Source organism: Nonomuraea sp. NPDC049480, from assembly GCF_044465905.1.
Lineage (GTDB): Bacteria > Actinomycetota > Actinomycetes > Streptosporangiales > Streptosporangiaceae > Nonomuraea.
The window spans coordinates 165,617-185,588 of record NZ_JBITMD010000012.1; the positions used below are offsets into that span (position 1 = coordinate 165,617).

Annotated in this window: 18 protein-coding genes and 1 pseudogene; 13 read left to right on the plus strand and 6 right to left on the minus strand. The window is 72.2% G+C overall.

Translation table 11 applies throughout. From position 1 onward, the window contains the following. Positions 1 to 51: 51 nt before the first annotated feature. From ACIBX3_RS32000 to ACIBX3_RS32010, 3 genes are all read left to right on the plus strand, one after another. The gene (locus tag ACIBX3_RS32000) at positions 52 to 795 is read left to right on the plus strand and encodes an SDR family NAD(P)-dependent oxidoreductase (protein ID WP_397123463.1); all 744 of its coding nucleotides are present in this window, start codon (positions 52 to 54) and stop codon (positions 793 to 795) included. 153 nt (positions 796 to 948) lie between these two features. Beyond that, positions 949 to 1,788 carry a hypothetical protein gene (locus tag ACIBX3_RS32005; protein ID WP_397123465.1) on the plus strand — a complete coding sequence of 280 codons (840 nt, stop codon included), beginning with the start codon at positions 949 to 951 and terminating at the stop codon, positions 1,786 to 1,788. 163 nt (positions 1,789 to 1,951) lie between these two features. Continuing rightward, a complete protein-coding gene (locus ACIBX3_RS32010; RefSeq protein ID WP_397123467.1) occupies positions 1,952 to 3,220 on the plus strand; it encodes a hypothetical protein in 1,269 nt (422 codons plus the stop codon). A gap of 1 nt (position 3,221) precedes the next feature. On the opposite strand, the gene ACIBX3_RS32015 is transcribed toward ACIBX3_RS32010, so the two are convergent. Beyond that, entirely contained in the window at positions 3,222 to 3,794 is a 573-nt protein-coding gene (locus ACIBX3_RS32015) for an RNA polymerase sigma factor (protein ID WP_397123469.1), read from the minus strand. A gap of 188 nt (positions 3,795 to 3,982) precedes the next feature. Here ACIBX3_RS32015 and ACIBX3_RS32020 point away from each other — a divergent pair, with 188 nt between their 5' ends. From ACIBX3_RS32020 to ACIBX3_RS32030, 3 genes are all read left to right on the plus strand, one after another. Next, positions 3,983 to 4,693 (plus strand): Crp/Fnr family transcriptional regulator, encoded by a 711-nt coding sequence (locus tag ACIBX3_RS32020; protein ID WP_397123471.1) that lies wholly within the window; start codon positions 3,983 to 3,985, stop codon positions 4,691 to 4,693. 214 nt (positions 4,694 to 4,907) lie between these two features. Continuing rightward, on the plus strand, positions 4,908 to 6,197 hold the full coding sequence (locus tag ACIBX3_RS32025) for an oxygenase MpaB family protein (RefSeq protein ID WP_397123473.1): 1,290 nt from the start codon (positions 4,908 to 4,910) through the stop codon (positions 6,195 to 6,197). Further along, complete coding sequence (locus ACIBX3_RS32030) at positions 6,194 to 9,400, plus strand: ATP-binding protein (protein ID WP_397123475.1); 3,207 nt, start codon at positions 6,194 to 6,196, stop codon at positions 9,398 to 9,400. Before ACIBX3_RS32025 ends, ACIBX3_RS32030 begins: the two co-directional genes overlap by 4 nt. Here the strand turns inward: ACIBX3_RS32030 and ACIBX3_RS32035 are convergent, their stop codons facing one another. Together ACIBX3_RS32035 and ACIBX3_RS32040 are read right to left on the minus strand one after the other, a co-directional pair. Continuing rightward, positions 9,401 to 9,820 carry a hypothetical protein gene (locus ACIBX3_RS32035; RefSeq protein ID WP_397123477.1) on the minus strand — a complete coding sequence of 140 codons (420 nt, stop codon included), beginning with the start codon at positions 9,818 to 9,820 and terminating at the stop codon, positions 9,401 to 9,403. Between the two features lie 117 nt (positions 9,821 to 9,937). Further along, positions 9,938 to 11,104 (minus strand): alpha-hydroxy acid oxidase, encoded by a 1,167-nt coding sequence (locus ACIBX3_RS32040; RefSeq protein WP_397123479.1) that lies wholly within the window; start codon positions 11,102 to 11,104, stop codon positions 9,938 to 9,940. Positions 11,105 to 11,309: 205 nt separating this feature from the next. Between ACIBX3_RS32040 and ACIBX3_RS32045 the strand changes: the two genes are divergently transcribed. Next, a complete protein-coding gene (locus ACIBX3_RS32045; protein WP_397123742.1) occupies positions 11,310 to 11,939 on the plus strand; it encodes a metal-dependent phosphohydrolase in 630 nt (209 codons plus the stop codon). Here the strand turns inward: ACIBX3_RS32045 and ACIBX3_RS32050 are convergent. The 3 genes from ACIBX3_RS32050 to ACIBX3_RS32060 are packed head-to-tail and all read right to left on the minus strand — an operon-like array spanning position 11,892 to position 14,101. After that, positions 11,892 to 12,155, minus strand: a complete 264-nt coding sequence (locus ACIBX3_RS32050) for a DUF4031 domain-containing protein (protein ID WP_397123481.1) — start codon at positions 12,153 to 12,155, stop codon at positions 11,892 to 11,894. The genes ACIBX3_RS32045 and ACIBX3_RS32050 overlap by 48 nt on opposite strands. Beyond that, positions 12,152 to 12,907: an HAD family hydrolase gene (locus tag ACIBX3_RS32055; protein ID WP_397123483.1), complete on the minus strand. Its 756-nt coding sequence runs from the start codon at positions 12,905 to 12,907 to the stop codon at positions 12,152 to 12,154. Before ACIBX3_RS32055 ends, ACIBX3_RS32050 begins: the two co-directional genes overlap by 4 nt. 18 nt (positions 12,908 to 12,925) lie before the next feature. Then, on the minus strand, positions 12,926 to 14,101 hold the full coding sequence (locus ACIBX3_RS32060) for a cytochrome P450 (RefSeq protein WP_397123485.1): 1,176 nt from the start codon (positions 14,099 to 14,101) through the stop codon (positions 12,926 to 12,928). A 349-nt stretch (positions 14,102 to 14,450) separates the two neighbouring features. On the opposite strand from ACIBX3_RS32060, the gene ACIBX3_RS32065 reads away from it, so the two are divergent. The 6 genes and pseudogenes from ACIBX3_RS32065 to ACIBX3_RS32090 all read left to right on the plus strand — a co-directional run bounded on the left by ACIBX3_RS32065 (position 14,451) and on the right by ACIBX3_RS32090 (position 19,970). After that, entirely contained in the window at positions 14,451 to 15,689 is a 1,239-nt protein-coding gene (locus tag ACIBX3_RS32065) for a hypothetical protein (protein ID WP_397123487.1), read from the plus strand. A 10-nt stretch (positions 15,690 to 15,699) separates the two neighbouring features. Next, positions 15,700 to 16,392, plus strand: a complete 693-nt coding sequence (locus ACIBX3_RS32070) for a DUF2786 domain-containing protein (protein WP_397123489.1) — start codon at positions 15,700 to 15,702, stop codon at positions 16,390 to 16,392. 100 nt (positions 16,393 to 16,492) lie between these two features. Continuing rightward, positions 16,493 to 16,642 (plus strand): annotated as a pseudogene (locus tag ACIBX3_RS32075) (hypothetical protein); the annotation flags it as partial. 115 nt (positions 16,643 to 16,757) lie between these two features. After that, on the plus strand, positions 16,758 to 17,456 hold the full coding sequence (locus tag ACIBX3_RS32080; protein WP_397123491.1) for a hypothetical protein: 699 nt from the start codon (positions 16,758 to 16,760) through the stop codon (positions 17,454 to 17,456). A gap of 117 nt (positions 17,457 to 17,573) precedes the next feature. Then, complete coding sequence (locus ACIBX3_RS32085; protein ID WP_397123493.1) at positions 17,574 to 18,587, plus strand: Ldh family oxidoreductase; 1,014 nt, start codon at positions 17,574 to 17,576, stop codon at positions 18,585 to 18,587. Positions 18,588 to 18,659: 72 nt separating this feature from the next. Next, the gene (locus tag ACIBX3_RS32090; protein ID WP_397123495.1) at positions 18,660 to 19,970 is read left to right on the plus strand and encodes an MFS transporter; all 1,311 of its coding nucleotides are present in this window, start codon (positions 18,660 to 18,662) and stop codon (positions 19,968 to 19,970) included. Positions 19,971 to 19,972 lie beyond the last annotated feature (2 nt).

The window sequence follows — 19,972 nt, forward strand, 5'->3', positions numbered from 1 at the left end:
CTCGTGGGGCCCGTGGAAACGGTGATCTGGATCGCTGCTAGTGTGCGGCGGATGAGCGGACGTGGAGTTCTCGTCACCGGCGCGTCGCGAGGGATCGGGCGCGCGATCGCGGCGGCGTTCGCCGAGCAGGGCGACCGGATCGCGGTCCACCACCGGGACTCGCCTGACGAGGCCCACAGCCTGCTGGGCGGGCTGCCCGGACAGGGCCACACCGTCGTCCGGGCCGACCTGGCCGACCCCGAGGACGTCCGGCGCATGACCGACGCGGCGGCCGAGGCGCTCGGCCGGATCGACGTGCTCGTCAACAACGCCGGGATCTACCTCCACCACCCGATCACCGAGCTGACCTACGAGCAGTGGCAGGCGGCCTGGCGGCGCACCCTCGACGTCAACCTCGTCGGCGCCGCCAACGTCATCTGGTGCGCCGTCAAGCACATGCCGGCCGGCGGCAGGATCGTCAACGTCTCCTCACGCGGCGCCTTCCGCGGCGAGCCGGACAGCCCCGCCTACGGCGCCAGCAAGGCCGGGCTGAACGCGCTGGGCCAGTCCCTGGCCGTCGCGCTCGCGCCGCACGGCATCGCCGTGGCCGCCGTCGCGCCCGGCTTCGTCGAGACCGACATGACCAACGAGCACCTCAAGGCGCCGCGCGGCGACGCGATCCGCGCCCAGAGCCCGTTCGGGCGGGTGGCGCGGCCGGAGGAGATCGCCGCCGCCGTCGTGTACCTCGCGTCACCGGCCGCCGAGTGGGCCAGCGGCGCCGTACTCGACCTGAACGGCGCCTCGTACCTGCGGTGACGCGGGGCTGCGCCGCGACGCCGCACCCCGCACCCCCGCGGATGATGGCGCGAAGATGGTGATCATGGCGTGGTCGCGGGCTATTGTGGCTCTCAGGGCACTTCGGGAACTCGCTCGGAGGGGGACGGTGTGGCCAGAGGCTGGGGTTGGGCGTTGGCGTCTCTCGCGGCCTCCGTCGGGGTGCTCCTGACCGGCATCACCCTCTACGTGCGCCTCGGTCCCCTCGCCGCGGTCGTCGCCGTGCTGCTCGCCCCCATCGTCCTGTGCGGCTTCGTCGTCGTGCACGACGTGTTCCGCCGCAGGGCCGTCACCGCCGAGGAGCAGCGCCTGCTCGCCCTGGAACGCGACCACGTCCGGCGCACCGTCGACCTCATCGCCGATCCGTCGCTGACCGAGGAGGAGCGGCTGGCCGTCCTCGACTGCTTCATCCCCCGGCTGGGCAGGGAGGTCTCGGGCCTGTCGCACCGGGACAGGTTCGTGGTCGTCTCCGAGCTGCCCCCGCCCGCGCGGGCGCTCCTGGCCCGCGCCAGACGGGCCGTCAACGTCGTCTACCGGTCCCGGGTCATGCAGCGGCGGTTACTCGACGGCCTGGCCAACGAGGTGCTGCTTCCCCGCCAGGTCTGGGAGATCGCCAGGCTCCTGCGGACGCAGACGGACCTGCAGGAGGAGCAGGACCGGGCCCGGCAGGGCCTGGTGACGCCGGAGCTGCTGGCCGTCCTCGAGCCCCAGCAGGAGGCGCTGAACCGCTCGGTCGCCGCCGTGACCGCCAGGGTCGAGGGCCTGGAGCGGTACGCCCGCCGCGTCCAAGAGGCCGACGCCGCCCTGCGCGCCCGCGAGGCGCTGGACAACAACGACAAGTACCGCGACCTGCTGGCCCACACGGACGACGAAGAGGGCATGCGCGCCCTCGCCGCCCACGGCGACGCGCTCGAGGAGACCCTGGCCGAGAGCGTGCGCGAGGCCATCGAGGCGGGCCAGACCCTCACCCCCTGATCGATTCTCCTGCAAGCCCTTCGCAAGTCACTCCTCCTACGCTCGGTGCCCGGCGGCCGCGGGGAGGCCGGCGGCTCAACGGGCCGGCCGCCGCCTGTATCTGACGCCCGTGGGGACGCTCTTACTCCGTGAGGCGACGGGACCAGTGAAACGGGGAGACCTCATGTCCGACACTCCGATGACAGCGGACGACGTGCTGCGCATCGCGGCCTACAAGGACCGGAGCCCGGCCCTGGAAGCGATGGTCATCGCCTACGCCTACCACCGCGTCGCCGGGGACCTGGCCGAGCATCTCGGCAAGGACGCCAACAACTGGTACTGCTACGCCACCTGGACCTCCAAGGCGGTGGGAGAGAGCCTCGACCTCACTCCCGACTCGCCGTTCATCGAGGACTTCGGCCGCAGGTTCCGGGTGCCGCGCCGTTTCCGCCGGCTCTTCCGCGCCACGCTGCTCACCCTGCTCGGCCCCAGCTACCAGCTCGGGCTCGCGCTGGCCAACCGGGCCATCTTCCTGGAGACGGCCAGCCTCGCGGTCAACCTGTGGAACGACACGCCGGATCGGTTCCTGAAGGTGAGCCCGGAGTCCGACCTGACGCCGCGGCCGCCGGAGTTCCTGACGGAGCTGCTGGAGCAGGCCGACGCCCGCTACCTGCGGGACGCCGCGCGGCTGCTGCTGGAGGCCAAGGAGGCCGCCGACCCGCGGGCGCGGGCCGAGCTGATGCTGGGGGCCAACATCGCGCTGTCGGCGTACGAGCAGAAACGCGCCCAGAAGGCCCTGGAGCTGGTGCTCTACCGGCCGGTGAGGTGGCTGACACGGGTGTCGTGGCGGTCGCTGCGCTCGCTGGTGACCCGCCGTCCCTTCCCCAGGTTCCGCCTGTACGCCGCCCGGCACGAGGACCAGCCGTGGCTGACCCGCAAGCTGGAGGACCTGTGGGCGGGGCTCTACACCCGCCACCTGTTCTACGTGCGCACGCCGCTGAGCGACATCAAGGTCGGCAGGCCGCTGGAGGCGCCCGAGGGTGTGGACATGGCGAAGGCGTGGGCGCCGATCCAGGACGAGCGGGTCCGCAAGCTGGCCGAGGAGTTCATCACCGACGACCAGGAGGCGTCCACGGCTGGGGTGGCCAACTGGGTGTCCTACCCCGACCGGATGCGCTTCATCGTCAGCTACTTCCGCGTCTACCAGCACGTACGCGCCCTCTACGACGTGCCCTTCGACAAGAAGATCGCCGACGGGCTCGCCGAGGAGATGGCCCGCGGCCTGGTGCCGCAGGCCGTCAGCGAGATGTTCAAGAACAACCCCGGCCTGCCCGCCATCCGACGCAAGGTCTACCGCTACCCGGCCGAGACCGACCCGGACGCGTACGAGATGGCGCACTTCGACTTCGAGCCGTTCCTGGAGGCGATCCGGCTTGACCCCAGCACGAAGTAGTTCAGTCCAGGAAGTCCCTGGTGATCTCGCGGGCCTGGAGAAGCCCGCGTAGCTTCGCGAAACAGCGGGCTCGGGTGGGCCCGATGCTCCCGACCGGCCTGCCCAGCCTGCGTGCCACGTCCACGTAGTGCGGCTCGGAGGTTTCCGTGAGCACCCTGAACAGGACCCGTTGCGCGTCCGGCAGCTCCTCGACCAGCTCGTCGAGCGTGCCGGCCAGCCACGCCCTGGCCAGCTCCCTGTCCACGTCGTCGGTGCTGCCCAGCGTGTCGAGGTCGGGCGTGCAGATCTCCTTCGTCCGCCTGGTGACCTTCAGGCACTCGCGGAAGGCGATCGTGGCCAGCCAGCCGGCCATCCGCTGCCCGTCGGCCACGCTCTTGAGGTTCTGCCAGGCCAGCAGCCAGGTGGTCTGCAGCACGTCCTGGGCGTCCTCGTGGCCGAGCCGGAAGCGGCGGATGCGCGCCTTCAGCATCGGGGTGAACTCCTCGACCAGGCGTTCCCAGGCGCCGGCGTCGCCGTCTTGCGCGGCGGACACCAGCGCGCCCGTGTCGAGGCGTTCGATGGTCTCCAACTGCATGTCTGACTCCTCACCGGTCCGGGTACTCGGGGGGCCATTTCCGGCCGGCAACCCCACGGTCCGCCTGAAGATCCGCCAGGGCTGTCTCGGACGTGACAGTCTTGATGTGGTCTCCGTCACATTCGCGACATGGGAGAGATCGCTTGCCGCTTACTGCCCGGACGCCGATTGCGGCCTAAAGTTCTTTCATGAACGGGCGCAGCGGGGCTCCACAGGATGTTCAGCCGGTCGCGGCCGTGCTGGCGGAGGTCCCGTTGTTCCGCGTACTCGGAGAGAGCGGCATCCAGAGCGCGGCGCGGGCCGGGCTGGCGCGCCGCTACCGGTCCGGGCAGATCATCTTCCACCAGGGGGACCCGGGGGAGTCCCTGCACGTCCTGCTGGACGGCCTGGTGAAGGTGGTGTTCACCACCGAGCACGGCGACGAGATCGTGCTCAACATGCTGACCCGCGGCGACACCTTCGGGGAGATGGCGCTGCTGGACGGCTCGCCGCGGTCGGCCTCGATCGTCACCGTGCGGCCGTCGTGGGTGTTCGCGCTGCCCCGGGTCCGGCTGCTGGAGCTCATGCGCGGGCACCCGGCACTGGCCGACGAGTTCCTGCGCATGCTCGGGCACATGGTGCGCAGGCTCACCGGCCAGGCGGCGGACCTGGCCTTCCTGGACCTGGGCGGGCGGCTGGCGAAGCTGCTGCTGCAGCTGGCCGACAAGCACGGCAGCACGGAGGGCGTGGTGAACCTGCCCGGGCTGACGCAGTCGGACCTCGCCGCGCTGATCGGCGCGACGCGGCCGGCCGTCAACCGGGCCCTGCAGTCGCTCGTGTCACGGCGCCTCATCGCCATCGAGGGCCGGACGATCACGCTGCTGGACGTCGCCGCCCTGCGCAAGCGGGGCGGGCTCTGACCGAATCTGGAGTACGGGGCACATGAACGAACGCAACGACAGGGAGCGAACCCGACGCGGCGAGTGGAGTGGAGGCCCGGCGGAGGAGGGACTCCGCGGAGCGAGTGAGGAGGGTGAGCGACCTATGAGCAGGGAGCGAACCCGACGCAGCGAGTGGAGTGGAGGCCCGGCGGAGGAGGGATTCCGCGGAGCGAGTGAGGAGGGTGAGCGACCCATGGGCAGGGACGAACGCTGGCCCGAGGAGAGATTCCGGCAGCTGAGACAGCAGGCGGATCCGGAGATCGACGAGGTGGTGGCCCGCTATCTGAAGGAGCAGCCCGACGGGAGCGGCCCGCTGGAGCTGGTGAAGGCGGTGATCGAGGAGCTGGGCCGGGCCAAGCGGGAGGCCAGGGCGCCCGCGGGCGAGCCGCCCGCCTCCTGGATCTTCGACGCGCTCGGCTTCGCCAGGGAGCTGCCCGACTGGGGAGATGACACGGAGCTGCTGGCCAGGGGGCAGGCGGTGTTCGCCCACTACGGGCTCTACCAGTCGGCCGCGCTGTTCTGCAAGTGCCTGCCCATGGCGTACGTCGAGGTGTCCAGCGCCAAGGTGCTGGCCGGCGTGTCCAACCTGGCCACGCACAGCCTCACCCGCCGGGTGGCCGAGACCGGGCAGATGCTGATCGACGTGATGGGGCTGAAGGCCACCGGCAGCCTGCTGCCCGGCGGGCCCGGCCACACGACGGCGCTCGGGCTGCGCATCCTGCACTCGTTCGTGCGCGCCCTGGTCGAGGAGCGCTTCGGCGACCACTGGGACACCGCGAAGTACGGCCCGCCGGTCAACCAGGAGCTGCTGCTGGCCACGATCTTCGACTTCTCCGTGGTGACGTGGGAGGCACTGGAGTGCATGGGCGTGACGCTGACGGACGAGGAGCGCGCCGCCCACCTCTACACGTGGAGCGTGTTCGGCCACCTCATGGGCGTGGAGGCGTGCCGGGAGGGGCCGCTCACGCTCGACGACGTCGGCCCGGTCAGCGAGCGCATGGGCCGCCTGTACGAGTCCAGCGACGAGGGCCGCATGCTCATGGCCAAGCTCCTGGAGGAGATGGAGGAGTTCATGCATCTGGGCTGGCGCAAGCTGCCGCGCAGCCTGGTGCACTGGGTCTTCCGCGACGCCGCCCACGGCGCCGCCCGGGTGCCCGAGCTGCTGGGCGTGCCGCCGGCCGCGTGGTGGTGCACCGCCCTGTTCACGCTGGCGCGGGCGGCGCACCGGCGGCCGTGGCTGGGCCGCCCGGTCGACGGGGTGGTCCGCTGGCTGGTGCGCAGGGCCGGGCGGCACATCGTCATCGCCCTGGTCGACCGCCACTCCGACGGGAAGGCGCCGTTCCGGATCCCCGGTGAGCTGGCCCGCGCCTGGCGGATCAGACAGTCGGCGGTCGCCGTTAAAACCCGCGAGATCCGGCGCGGCGTGCGGCAAAATATCCGGCAGAAGGTACGAGCGCCCTCGCGGAAGGGGCTGCGCGCGTGACTGTCCCGCACGAGCCAGGCACGCTGACCACGGCGACGATTCTGTTCACCGACGTGGTCAGCTCCACCGCGCTGCGGATCAGGCTCGGCGAGGAGCGGGCCAACGTCGTCTTCCGCCGCCTCTACCAGCTGCTCCACTCCGTGGTGACGGCGAGCGGCTCGACGTTCACCAAGAGCCTGGGCGACGGGCTGATGGCCGTGTTCGACTCGGCGACCGCCGGGCTCGACGCGATCATCGCGGTGGAGCAGGCGGTGGCCGACGAGAACGAGCGGGCGCTGGAGAAGATCTCCATCAAGGCCGCGCTCGCCGCCGGCGACGTGTGCTGGGGCCATGACGACGTCAGCGGGCTGCCGACGGTGGAGGCGGCCCGGCTGGTCGCCGTGGCGGAGGGCGGCCAGGTGCTCTGCACGGACCTGGTGCGGCGGCTGGCCCAGGGGCGCAGCCGGCACGAGTTCAAGGACCTGGGGCGGCTGCCGGGCAAGGGGTTGCGCGAGCCGCTGCACACGTACGAGCTGCATTGGCAGAACGCCGACCACCACCAGAGCGGCGGGCTGCCCACCTGGCTGGACAACGGCCACGTGCTGCCGTTCGTGGGCCGGGACGAGGAGCTGCGGGCGCTGGACGGGGAGCTGGCGGCGGCCGAGTTCGGCAGCGGGCTGGTGATACTCCAGGGGGAGCCCGGCGTCGGCAAGACCCGGCTGGCGTCCATGGTGGCCAGGCAGGCGCTCAAACGGCAGTTCACGGTGCTGGCGGGGCGGTGCACGGATCCGGCGCGGCAGGCGTACGAGCCGATCGCCGGCGCGGTGGAGCGGCTGGCCCGCACCTCGCCCGCGCTGCTCCTGCGGGCCGGGGTCGACCAGCAGTGCGGCCAGCTCGTCCGGCTGGCCCCGTCGCTGGGCGCGCCGCCGCTCTCACTGGAAGTGCCGCCGGCCACGGAGCCGGTCTCGGAGCGCTACCACCTGATGGCGGCGGCCCGCACCCTCATCGAGCGGCTGACCACCGTGCGGCCGGTGCTGCTGGTGATCGACGACCTGCAGTGGGCGACGCTGGAGTCGCTGCAGATGCTCCACGCCCTCATGTACGACGCCGACGCCATGCCGCTGCTCATCCTGGCCACCTCGCGGCCGGTCCCGGTCGAGTCGGCCATGCCTGAGCTGCACAAGCTGACCGCCGACGGCCGCGTCGTGCAGGTGTCGTCGTTCGGCCTCGACGAGGTCTCCGACGTGCTGGCGGAGGTCCGTCCCGGCGGCGACGCCGAGCTGCTGCACCGCATCACCGGCGGCAACGCGTTCCTGATCAGCGAGGTCGCCAGGGAGCTGGCGGCCGGCACGGACCTGGAAGCGCTGACCGTGCCCGACTCGGTCACCAGGATGGTGCTGGCCCGGCTGGCGCAGCTGCACCCGGACGCCAGGGAGCTGGTCAGCCTGCTGGCGGTGGGCGAGCGGATGGAGCCGGCGGAGCTGCGCCTGGGGATCGGCCTCGACGAGGCCCGCTTCGTGGCCGCCGTGGAGGAGGCGATGGGCGCCGGCCTGGTCACCATGTCGGGCCGCGGGACCTGCCGGTTCTCCCACGAGCTGACCAGGAACGCCCTGTACGCCACGCTCTCCCCGCCGCGGGCCGGGCTGCTGCACGGGCGGGTGGCCGACGCGTTGTGCCGGACGGACCCGAAGGCCATGGAGTCGCGGCCGTACGTCGTGGCCGCGCATCTGCTGGCCGCCGCCGAGCACGGCCGCGACCCGGCCCGGGTGGGCGCAGCCGCGGACGCGGCGGTGCGCGCGGCCGAGCACGCGCTGGAGGGGCTGGCCCACCGCGAGGCCGTCACCTGGTACCAGCGGGTGCTGGAGCTGCTGGCGGACTTCCCAGGCGCCACCCTGGAGCGGCGCGCGGAGCTGCTGATGGAGTGCGGCAGGGCGATGTGGCTGGCCGGCCACCCGGACGCCAGGCCGACCCTGGTGGCGGCCGCCGGCCTGGCCAGGGAGTGCGAGCGCGGCGACCTGATCGTCACGGCGGCGCTCGGCGGCGACCGCGGCTTCACCAGCATCTCGGCCACGCCCGACCAGCAGCGCATCGCGTTGCTGACCGAGGCCAGGCGGCTGGTCGACTCCACCGACGTGAGCACCCGGGCGCTGCTGGCGGCCCACCTCGCCGCGGAGCTGATCTGGGCGCCCGACGGGGAGCGGCGCTTCGCGCTGAGCGACGAGGCGGTGGCCCTGGCCCGCAAGTCCGGCGACCCGCGCACGCTCGCCCTCGTGTTGTGCCTGCGCAGCCTGACCATCATCCCCGCCGACCCGCTGCACCAGCGCCACCGCGACGGCGACGAGATGCTGGAGGCGGCCCGCCGCACGGGCGACGACCTGGCGCTGTTCCACGCGTACGTGCAGCGCACCCCACCCGTCCTGGACAGCGGCGACGCCGCCCGCGCGGCCACGCTGCTCGACCAGGCCGACGAGATGGCCCACCGGCTGGCGCAGCCGCACCTCCACTGGCTGGTCGGCTACTCCAGGGCGGGCCTGACCCTGATGCAGGGCGACCTGGCGCAGGCCGAGGCGGAGGCCACCGCGGCCATGCGGCTCGGCTCGGAGATCGGCAGCCGGCTGGAGGCCGTGGCGATCTACGCCGAGCAGATCGCCGAGATCCGGCGGCTGCAGGGCCGGCTGTGGGAGCTGCGTGACCGGCTGCGCCGCGCCGCCCAGGCGCCCCGCGTGGACCCCGTGCACGCGGTGCTGCGGTACCTGTGCGAGCTGGACGACGAGGAGGCCGGCCCGCTGCTCGAACGCATCCTGACCGAGCAGGGCGTCGTTCCGCCGCGGAACATGGCGCACCGGCCCGCCCTGGACAATCTGGCCGTCGCCGCCGGCCGGCTGGGCCGGGCGGACCTGGCCGGGCGGCTGTACGCCTCCTTGGCCGCCGAGGGCGAGACCTTCGGGCACGGGACGGTCGCGCACCACTGCGGCCACCACTACCTGGCCCACCTGTCCATGACCATGGGCGACCCGGGCCGGGCCGCCGAGCACTTCGAGGCGGCCGCCGAGGTGCACGAGCGGCGCGAGGTGCCGCTCATGCTCGCCGAGTCCCTCCTGGACTGGGCGGACCTGCTGGAAGGGGGCGAGGTGAGCGGACCCAAACCGGCGGACCTGCGCGAGTGGTGCGCCACGCTGCTGTCCGGCCGCGGCGCCCTCCTCCTGGAGCGCCGCCTTCGTTGATCATTCCTTCACCACGATCTTGCTGATCACCACGAACCCGCCGAGCGCCCCCGCGGTGCCGGCGGCGGTCGTGGTGGTGAGGTTGACCACGAGGTCATAGGTGCCCGCGTCGAGCTGGCCGCGCATCGGAATGGAGGCGGTATATCGGCCCGAACCAGGGGTGAAGGTCATCTCCACCGGAGGCGAGGGGTGTCTCGACTCACCGCCGCCGAGCAAGTCGGCGATGATCTCCAATTGCCAGCAACCGGCCAGCCAGTCGACGAGCTCGCCCGATACCTCCCAGCTCACGTCCACGGTCCAACCCTCGCCGCGCCGTACGACATTCGTGGGCTGCGCGCCCGGATCGACAACCTGCCCGTGAAGAATGCCGGTCAACTGCTCGGCCGGCACTTTCATCACTTGGAACTCTCCGGTTGCCATCTCGATCTCCTTTCCGGGTGAGGACCAGGTCCCCGTGTGAAGGAGCAGAGGGGCCACACCTCTGGCTAAATACGCGTCATGTCTGACAAGAACCGCCGGACACCGGTGAGGGCCGCTCTAGCGGAGGCGTACGACGTCCCGGTCGAGACCGGCTACGCCGCCGCTCACGCCGAGCAGCCGCAACGTCCGTACGAGCTCGGCGCGCAGCAGGTCGAGCGCCCGCGTCACCCCCGGCTCGCCGCCGGCCATCAGCCCGTACAGGTAGGCCCGGCCGACGAAGCAGGCCCGCGCCCCCAGCGCGACCGCGGCGGCCACGTCCGCCCCGGTGCGGACACCGCCGTCCAGGAACACCTCCGTGCGGTCGCCCACCGCGTCCACCACCTCGGGCAGAAGCTCCAGCGGCGTGGGGGAGCGGTCGAGCTGCCGCCCGCCGTGGTTGGACACCACCAGCCCGTCCACCCCGACGGCCGCCAGGTCCTTGGCGTCGTCCACCCGCTGCACGCCCTTGACCAGCAGCGGCCCCCGCCACGCCGACCTGATCCACTCCAAGTCCTTGATCGTCACCGAGGGGTCGAACATCATGTTCGTGATGCCCGCCAGGTCGCCCGGCGCGCCGTCCACGGTGGCGAACCTCAGCGGCTCGCTGGTGAGGAAGTCGAACCACCACGCCGGGCGCCGCAGCGCCTGCAACGCGCTGCGCCAGCGCAGCGACGGAGGGACCGTCAGGCCGTGCCTCACGTCCCGCAGCCGCGCCCCGGCCACCGGCACGTCCACGGTCACCACCAGGACGTCCATGCCCGCCTCCCGGGCCAGGGACAGCGTGTCCAGGCTGCGGGCACGGTCGCGGACGACGTACAGCTGGAACCAGTTCCACCCGCCGGGCGCCGCCGCCGTCACGTCACGCGCGGTCGTGGTGCCCATGGTGGACAGCGTGTACGGCACGCCCGCCCGCTCCGCCGCCCTGGCCACGGCCCGCTCACCCGCCCGGTGCATCATCCTGGTGAACCCGGTGGGCCCGAGCACGACCGGCATGGAGATCCGCCGGCCCAGGATCTCGGCCGCGGTCGGCGCCTCGGCGACGTCGCGCAACACCCGCGGGCGGAACTCGACCCGATCGAACGCCTCCGCCGCCCTGGCCATCGACCGCTCACCCTCCGCGCCGCCGTCCACGTAGTCGAAGACCATCCGCGGGGCCCGCTTGCGCGCGAGCTCCCGTAGATCGTGGATGTCCGCCGCCTGGGCCACGCGCTGCCGCCTGGACCATCGCGGCTTTTGGGGCAGCACGTCCCGCAGCTCCCGCCACCGTGGCAGGCGCCGCGGCTCCTCCTGATTCGCGCCTATGCCCAGGACGCTACCAAAGGCCCTCGGTGAGTACGGTGGGACGGTGATCGACGCCCATGGCCCCACGCCCGCGGACGACGACGTGACGCGACGCGCACACGGCCCCGATGCCCGCGGCGCAGACGATCGGGACCGCCGGACCCCGCTGATGGCCGATTGGGTCGCGCTCGTGGGTGACACGCCGGCCTCACTCGCCGTGGGGGCCGAGCTGATCGCCCGGTGGGCCGAGCCGCACCGCCGCTACCACGACCTCGATCACCTCGCCGCCGTCCTCGACGCCATCGACCGTCTCCCCGCGGAGGCCGGCGACGCGGCGGCGGTGCGGCTGGCGGCCTGGTTCCACGACGCCGTCTACGACGGGAGGCCGGGCTGGGACGAGGAGCGCAGCGCCCAGCTCGCCCAGTCCAGGCTGCCCAGGTGCGGGGTGCCCGCGGCCCGGGTCGCCGAGGTGGCCCGGCTGGTACGCCTCACCGCCGCGCACGACACCCTGACCGGCGGCGACGCCAACGGCGCCGTCCTGTGCGACGCCGACCTGGCCGTGCTCGGCGGCCGGGGATACGCCGCCTACGCGGCGGCCATCCGCCAGGAGTACGCCCACGTGCCGGACGACCTGTTCAGAAAGGGCCGCTCAGAGGTGCTGCGCCGCCTGCTGGCCACCGAGCGCCTCTACCGCACCGCCCGGGCACGCGACCTGTGGGAGGACCGGGCCCGCGCCAACATGGCCGCCGAGCTAGCGGCGCTTGCGGCGGCGCAGCCCGGCCGCGATCAGGCGTCGTAAGAGCTCCCGGGAGCTGACCGCCTCCGCCCCCAGGGACACCGCCCGCGCGTGCACGGTCTCCGGCACGTCGTAGTGATCCCGGTCGAACGCCCGCTCGGGCACGCCGAGCCGGTCCGCGAAGTCGTGCAGCTCCTCCAGCGAGTGATCGCTGACCAGGTGCGACCACATGAGGCCGCGCGGCCCCGGCCAGTTGGGCGGGTCGATGAGAACGGTCACGTGGTCAAGGGTAGGACCCGTCCGCGTACCTCGATCTCGCCCAGGTCGGACACCACGACGCCGGCCCCGTGGGCGCGCAGCTCGCCCGCGGTGCCGCCCTCCCTGACGACCCCCACCACCAGCCCGAACGAGCCCTTCCCGCCCGCCTCGACCCCGGGCAGCGCGGCGTCCACCACCGCGACCCCGGCCGGGGGCAGGTTGAGGCGGCGGGCCGCCTCCAGGAACAGGGCGGGATCGGGCATGCCCGGCAGGTTCATCAGCGCGGCGTCGTTCCCGTCGATCAGCACGTCGAACAGGTGGGACACGCCGGCCGAGTTCACCAGCTTGCGGCCGTGCAGGCTGGCGGACACGGCAGCCGTGCGCGCGCCCCGCCGCCGCAGCTCGTGCAGGAGCGAGACGGTGGCGGGGAACGCGGCCACCCCGTACTCGTCCACCTGCGCCATGAAGGTCTGGTCCTTGGCCAGGCCGAGCCCGTGCACGGTGGGCGCGCCGGGCTCGTCGTCCGCAGAGCCCTCGGGCGGCGTGATGCCGCGCGAGGCCAGGAACGTGCGGATGCCGTCGAGCCGCGGCCGCCCGTCCACGTGGCGCAGGTAGTCGTCGCGGATGTCGAACGGCGCCGAGCGGCCGCGCAGGAACGCGTCGAAGACGTGTTTCCAGGCGGCCGCGTGCCCCCGGGCGGTGTCGGTGACCACGCCGTCGGTGTTGAACACGACGGCCCTGATCCTGGCCAGGTCGATGACAGGCTCGCTCACACTGCGAACGTAGCCGCTCTACCAGGCGACGGGTAGCTCCTTGACGCCGTAGACGATGGCGAGCTCCCTGAACGGCACCTCGCCCGCGACCCGCAGTGCAGGGAAGCGGCGCAGCAGGGCGGGGAAGGCGATGCGCATCTCCATCTGCGCCAGCGGCGCGCCGATGCAGCGGTGGATGCCGTGGCCGAAGGCCAGGTGCGACACCTCGCGGCCGGGCCGGATCTCGTCCACGTCCTCGCCCATGGCCGCCGGGTCGCGGTTCGCGCCGATGAGCGAGCAGAGCACCAGCTCGCCCTTCTTGATCGTCACCCCGTGCAGCTTCAGGTCGTCGCGGGCGAAGCGCGGGAAGGCCACCTGCACGACCGACATGTACCGCAGCAGCTCCTCGACGACGTCGTTGATGTAGCCGTCGACCTCGCGGACCTTCGCCGCCTGCTCCGGGTTCCGCAGCAGCCACAGGGTGCCCAGGGCGAGCATGCTGGTGCTGGTGTCGTGCCCGCCGGTCAGCAGGCCGTCGGCCATGCTGGCCAGCGTACGGTCGTCCAGCTCGTCCCCGTGGTCGCGCAGCAGCTGCCCCAGCAGGCCCTCGCCGGGGTTCTGCCGCTCCCTGGCGACCAGCTCGATCAGGTACGTCATCGCGTCGTTGATCGCCTGCAGCGACGCCTCGGGCCCGGCCGTGAAGTCGAAGCGGTCCTTGCTGATCTTCACGAAGTCGGCGCGCTCGTCGTACGGGACGCCCAGCAGCTCGCACACCACCAGAGACGGGATGGGCAGCGCGAACTCCTCGAAGAGGTCCACCGGCATGCTCTCGGCGCCCCTGGCCTCGATGCGGTCGAGTGCTTCGGCCACGATGGCCTCGATGCGCGGCTCCAGCCGGCGCAGGCGCCGTACGGTGAACTCAGGGGTCAGGAACCTGCGCAACCGCGTGTGCTCGGGCGGGTCGCGGAATCCGAGGCCGCCCGGGTCCTCCTGGTTGGAGCCGAGACCGATCACGCCCGCGAAGTCGTTGCTGAAACGCTCGTGGTCCCCGAGCACCGCGCGGACGTCCTCCCAGCGGGTGACGAGGTACACGGTCTGGCCGCCGGGGATCTCCATCGGGAAGACCGGATGCTCGGCCCGGATGCGCCCGAGCTCGCCCACGGGGTGGAACCCGTCGCGCATGAATTGGACGAGCGGGAACTCATTGTCTGACATCGATATCCGTCCTGCTGGGATACATCGCACTGCTTGGGATAAATCCCTCGTCAGATGGTCCCATCCACAGGGGGTGCTCAGCGCCCTCCATAAGGACGAATTTTCCCTCAGCCCAGCGTATGGCTGAGGGCGCCATCGGCCCCGCGACGCCTCACCCGCCGGCCAGAATCTGGTCACCTCACCGGGCGGCGGCTCGGTGCGGTCGGCAGAGGCCGGGTACCGACCGTGTTGAAGGTGGGAAACGAGGGCAAAGTGGGGCAGCAGATGGTGTTTGGCGTACAAGGTGGCGACATTCTGCGATGATCTCGTCGCATAGAGCCGGAGTAGAGCCCCCCACGGATAGTGACAGATGCCGACATTCGAGGAAATAGCAGCCTTCGTCACGGAGAAGCCGCTCGCCACCGCTGTCATCGCGCTGCTCAGCCTAGCTGGGCTGGCGCTCGCGTTCCTGGTCCTCAGGATCGCCTGGAAGGCCACCTTCTGGTTGTTCTCCAGATACGTCGCCCAGCGTCCCATCGAAGACGTGCTGACCATCGTGGCCGCGTCCATCGCCACCGGCGTGTCGGCGCAGGGCATGTGGCGCTTCTCGGGCGACGTGCTGGGGCTCGACGGGCCGCTACGGCTGCTGCTGTTCGCGTTCATCGAGGTCGCGATCATCACCTCCGCCGTCCGCGCCCGCCGCAACATGCGCGAGAACTTCTCCGCCGGCATCGACGGCATCGCCGTGTGGGCGCTGACCTGCCTGACCGCCGTGCTGTCCAGCATGGACGCGCGCAGCCTGCCCGAGGCGCTGTTCCGGCTCGCCGCGCCGCTGGTGGCCGCCTGGCTGTGGGAGCGCGGCATGGCCATCGAACGCCACCGCATCCGCGGCACCGGGCGCATCAACTGGCGGCTCACCCCGGAGCGGCTGCTGGTGAGGCTCGGGCTGGCCGAGGTCAGCGACCGTACGGCGAGCGAGGTCGACGCCCACCGCAGGCTCACCCGGGTCGCGCTGGCCGCCAAGAAGGCCAAGGCGCTGCGCGAGAACGGCGCCCCCGAGCGCAAGATGCGCGCCGCGCTGGCCAGGCTCGACAAGGCCATGGACCAGGCCGTCGAGCACACCGGCCTGGCCGTGGACCCGGCCCGCCAGGAGGCGCTGCTGGCCCAGATCGCCGCGCTCTACAACACCACCGCGCTCATCGACGCCGACCCCCGCGTGCCCTGGGAGCACGACGCCGAGCAGCACCCGGTGCCCGCCCGCCCGGCGTTGCCGCCCGCGCTGGCCGAGCTCGTCGACGACGAGGACGAGGATGTCGAAGTGTTCGACACCACCCCGCAGGTCGTCTCCACCGCCGAGCGCGCGGCGCTCATGCGGGCCGCCCGCGAGTACTGGGACCGGCAGATCGCCAAGGGCATCGTGCCCCGTACCGTGGACATCGCCCAGGAGATCGGGATCTCGCTGGCCTCGGCACGCGAGTATCGTGCCCTGTGGAAACTGGAGCCGCAGGCGCACGCCCTCATCGAGGCGCTGTACCACCAGCACGGCATCGTCGACACGGGCGCCTTCCCCGTCATCGGGGCCGACGGGAGGGTGCTGACCAAGCACTAGGGGAGCGCGTTTGCCGCGTGATCGCACGCTCGACCGGGTCAGGAAACTCCTGGCCAAGGCCGAGCGCACCGACAACGAGCATGAGCGGGCCACGTTCATGGCGGCCGCGTCGGCGCTCATGGCCAAACACGGCATCGACGCGCTGCCGCCCGCCGGCACGCGGCAGGTCCCCGGTGACCGGATCGTCTCCCTGTCCAACCCCTGGGCCAGGGAGAAGGCCCGCCTCGTCAGCCTGGTGGCGCAGGCCGTACGCTGCCGGCCGCTGCTGATCGGGCGGGGCGACGGGGGCCAGCGGGTGCACGTGTTCGGCTTCGCCGCCGACCTCGAGCGCGCCGACCTGCTGGCCACCTCGCTGCTGCTCCAGATGGCCTCCGGTCTGGCCCGCGTGCGCCCGCCCGAGGACGTGACGGCCGTGCGGGCCTACCGGCGGTCGTGGCTGCTGGGTTTCACCGACGAGGTGTACCGCCTGCTGTGCGAGGCCGAATCCCGCGCCGAGTCGGAGTCCGCGGGCCCGGGGACCGTGCTGGTGCTGGCCGACCGCCGTGCCGAGGTGGAGCGCGCGGTGGCGGCGTACTACCCGAAGATCAGGATGAGCGTCCCCCGCACGAGCGGCACCGGCTACCACGACGGCGTGACCGCCGGCCGCCGCGCCGACCTCGGCCGCACCGGCATGACGACCGCGACCGCGCGCGAGCTCACCTGACGTGGCTTCCGAAGGATGCCGCCATCGATCGTGGCGGATGGTGACTTTCCCCTTTTCTTGATGTTCGGCCCTTGGCGAAGATCGGTGACGCGTTTACCGTGTGATCGTTTTGGCCTTCCGTCAATGGGGTGATCATGAGGGCTCCGCGCTCGACATCAACGACCGGGGGCAGATCTCCGGTTGGACGAGGAACGCGGCAGGCCGGTCACAAGCGATCCTCTGGGACGACGGCCATGTCGTCGATCTGGGCACCCTCGGAGGCCCGACGAGCAGCGGCTCGGCCATCGACGAGGAGGGCCGGGTCGCAGGCAGCAGCTACACGTGGGAGAGCAAGGGCCACGCCTTCCTCTGGCACGGACGGGACCATGCGGGATCTGGGCAACTTCGGCGGGCTCACATTCCCCAAGGACGTCAGCCAGGGCGTCGTCGTCGGGGAATACATCGCCTACGAGCCCGGCAACACCCGCCGCACGCAGGCATTCGTGGTCCGGAACGGCGTCAAGACCGACCTCGATGTCATCGCCGGCAGCGGGGCCTCGGACATCAACAGGGCCGGTCAGATCGCCGGAACGCACCGCCGCACAGACACGGTGGGCCTGCCGGCGGACCAGCAGACCCAGCGCGCCTTCCTCTGGGAGAACGGCACCGTCACGGAGCTGGGCACGCTGGGCGGCATCTGGAGCCAGGCCACCGGCCTCAACAACCACGGCCACGTCGTCGGCCAGTCGGCGCTCGGCACGGACGGCGTGCTCCAGGCCGGATTCGTGTGGAGCCGCGAGAGCGGCATGCGCCGCATCGCGGACGGCGGCGGTCAGGCGCGGCCGACGGCCGTCAACGACCACGGCGTGATCGTCGGAACCCACACCTGTGACCCGGCCGGCGGCACCGCCCACCCGGCGGTGTGGACCGACCAGGCCCAGGCACCGGTCCGGCTGCCGGACCCGGCGGGAGCTTCGGCGACGGCCGTCAACGCCATCAACGGCAAGGGAGAGATCGCCGGGACGGCGATCTCTCCCGACGGCGAGTGGCACGCCGTGCTCTGGAGGCCGGCGGCCGCAGGCTGAACCCCAGGGCGCGGACGAGGGGCCGGTAAGCCCTTTCCGGAGATCCGTTTGGGCGGGCGTGGAACGGGCATAAGCGCGCACACGGAACGCAGTCCTCACGATGCGGACAGGTGGCCCGTGAACACATCCCCTCATCTGGTCGCCGCCGACCCTCTCCGCGACCTCGCCAGGGATCTCCTGATCGCGGCCGGCGTGCCCGCCGACCTCGCCGCCACGGTCTCGGCGTCCCTCGTCGGGGCCGATCTCGCCGGGCACGGCTCCCACGGTGTGCGGCGGCTCATGCCGTACCTCGAGAGGATCGAGGCCGGTGTGATCGTGCCCACCGCCCGGCCAGAGGTGGTCTCCAGCCGTGGCGCCACCGCCGTGGTGTCCGGGCGGCGCGGGTTCGGGCAGGCCGCCGCCAGGCTGGCCGCCGAGCAGGCGGCGCGGCTGGCCCGGGAGCACGGTGCGGGGGTCGTGGCGATCAGGGAGTGCAACCACGTCGGCAGGCTCGGCGAGTACGCCGAGTCGCTGGCCGCGCAGGGCCTGATCGCGCAGGTCGTGGGCAACGCGGACCCGACCGTCGCCCCGTACGGCGGGCACCGCAGGATGCTCGGCACCAACCCCATGGCCTGGGCGGTGCCGCGGGCCGGCGGCGCGGCCGTGGTCATGGACTGGGCCACCGCCGCCATGGCCGAGGGCAAGCTCGGCCTCCTGCGCGTGGCCGGTTCGCCGGCGCCGGGCGGGGTGCTCGTGGATCCCGAGGGCCGCCCGTCCACCGACCCGGGCGACTTCTACCGGGGCGGCGCGCTGCTGCCGTTCGGCGGCCACAAGGGATACGGCCTGAGCGTCCTCATCGAGCTGGTCGGCGGCCTGCTCACGGGCACCGGCACCGCCCCCTCGCCGGAGTACGACGGCACCTTCGGCACGGTGATCAGCGCGGTCGACCCGGCCGCGTTCGTCCCTCTGGAGAGCTACGTCGCCCAGGTCGAGTTCTTCTGCGAGGCCTTGCGCGCCTCCGGCCCCGGAGTGGTCGTTCCGGGGGAGCCGGAGGCCGAGGCGCGCACGACGCGGCTGAAGGAGGGGATCCCGGTGCCCGCACCGGTGTGGGCGGAGCTGGCGGCGCTCGCCGCGCGGCTCGGCGTTCCGTAGGTGCAAACCCCGCTACCTGTGGCGAGCCGCTGGACGCGGCCCACCATGGCCGGAGAGGCCCCTGGAGGTTAGATGTCCGCCACACCCGAGTTAAGGCGCGTCGTCCTGGGCGCCCTCGTCGGCACCGCCCTGGAGTGGTACGACTTCTTCATCTACGGCACCGCCGCCGCCCTCGTCTTCAACCGGTTGTTCTTCACCGACGCCGACCCGGCGGCGGGCACGATCGCCGCGTTCGCCACGTTCGGCGTGGGGTTCGTGGTGCGGCCGTTCGGCGGCGTCCTGTTCGGCCACCTCGGCGACAGGATCGGCCGCCGCTCCACCCTGATCATCACCACCGTCATCATGGGCGTGTCCACCGGGCTGATCGGCCTGCTGCCGACCTACCCCGCCATCGGCGTGGCCGCTCCTCTGCTGCTCACGCTGCTGCGGGTCTGCCAGGGCCTGGGCGCGGGCGCGGAGTTCGGCGGCGCGGCCACGCTGCTTGCCGAGCACGCCCCGCCCGGCCGGCGCGGCTACTACGCCTCCTACGCCCAGACCGGCGTGCAGATCGGTCTCGTGCTCGGCACCTCGGCGTTCCTGCTGGTCCAGCTGCTGCCCGAGGAGGACTTCCTGGCCTGGGGCTGGCGGTTGCCGTTCCTGGTGAGCTTCGCGCTGATCGGCGTGGCCCTGTACGTGCGGCTGCGGGTGGCCGAGTCGCCGGTGTTCCGCGAGATGGAGCGCAGCCGCGAGATCGTCAAGCTGCCGATCAGGGACGCGCTGGCCCGCTACCCGCGGAACTTCTTCGTCGGCGTCGGGGCGCACATCTGCGACACGGCCGTGGTCTACACCCTCGCCACCTTCAGCGTCGCGTACGCCACCCGCGAACTCGGCCTGACCAGCCGGACGGCGCTGTTGGGGGTGATCCTGTTCGGGCTGACCGTGATCGTGCTCCAGCCGGTCTACGGGCACCTGTCGGACCGGGTGGGGCGGCGGCCGCTCAACCTGTTCAGCGTGGTGTTCGTGGCGGTGTTCGCGTACCCGTACTTCCTCATGGTCGACACCGGCGTGCCCCTGGTGGTGTGGCTGGCGATGATGATCATGGGGGCGTTCGGGTTCGCGCCGCAGGTGGCCGTGCAGCCGGTGTTCTACGCCGAGCTGTTCGGGGCGCGGGTCCGCTACACCGGGTTCGCCGCCTCGCGCGAGCTGGGGGCGGCGCTGGCCGGGTTCTCGCCGCTGATCGGCGCGGCGCTCGCGGCGCGGCTGGACGGGGAGCCCTGGCTGGTGGCGGCGTTCCTCATCGGGACCGCCGTGATCTCGTTCTGGGCGTTCTGGGCCTCGCGGGAGACCAAGGACATCGACATCGCGGCCGCCGACCCGCTGCGGAGACCACTCGTGGAGGAGTAGGG

Bases quoted from the DNA above. Each gene is read 5' to 3' on its own strand.
- ACIBX3_RS32000 (WP_397123463.1), top strand. From the start codon at position 52: ATGAGCGGACGTGGAGTTCTCGTCACCGGCGCGTCGCGAGGGATCGGG.
- ACIBX3_RS32010 (WP_397123467.1), top strand. From the start codon at position 1,952: ATGTCCGACACTCCGATGACAGCGGACGACGTGCTGCGCATCGCGGCC.
- ACIBX3_RS32015 (WP_397123469.1), bottom strand. From the start codon at position 3,794: ATGCAGTTGGAGACCATCGAACGCCTCGACACGGGCGCGCTGGTGTCC.
- ACIBX3_RS32020 (WP_397123471.1), top strand. From the start codon at position 3,983: ATGAACGGGCGCAGCGGGGCTCCACAGGATGTTCAGCCGGTCGCGGCC.
- ACIBX3_RS32025 (WP_397123473.1), top strand. From the start codon at position 4,908: ATGGGCAGGGACGAACGCTGGCCCGAGGAGAGATTCCGGCAGCTGAGA.
- ACIBX3_RS32035 (WP_397123477.1), bottom strand. From the start codon at position 9,820: ATGGCAACCGGAGAGTTCCAAGTGATGAAAGTGCCGGCCGAGCAGTTG.
- ACIBX3_RS32045 (WP_397123742.1), top strand. From the start codon at position 11,310: ATGGCCGATTGGGTCGCGCTCGTGGGTGACACGCCGGCCTCACTCGCC.
- ACIBX3_RS32060 (WP_397123485.1), bottom strand. From the start codon at position 14,101: ATGTCAGACAATGAGTTCCCGCTCGTCCAATTCATGCGCGACGGGTTC.
- ACIBX3_RS32065 (WP_397123487.1), top strand. From the start codon at position 14,451: ATGCCGACATTCGAGGAAATAGCAGCCTTCGTCACGGAGAAGCCGCTC.
- ACIBX3_RS32080 (WP_397123491.1), top strand. From the start codon at position 16,758: ATGCGGGATCTGGGCAACTTCGGCGGGCTCACATTCCCCAAGGACGTC.
- ACIBX3_RS32090 (WP_397123495.1), top strand. From the start codon at position 18,660: ATGTCCGCCACACCCGAGTTAAGGCGCGTCGTCCTGGGCGCCCTCGTC.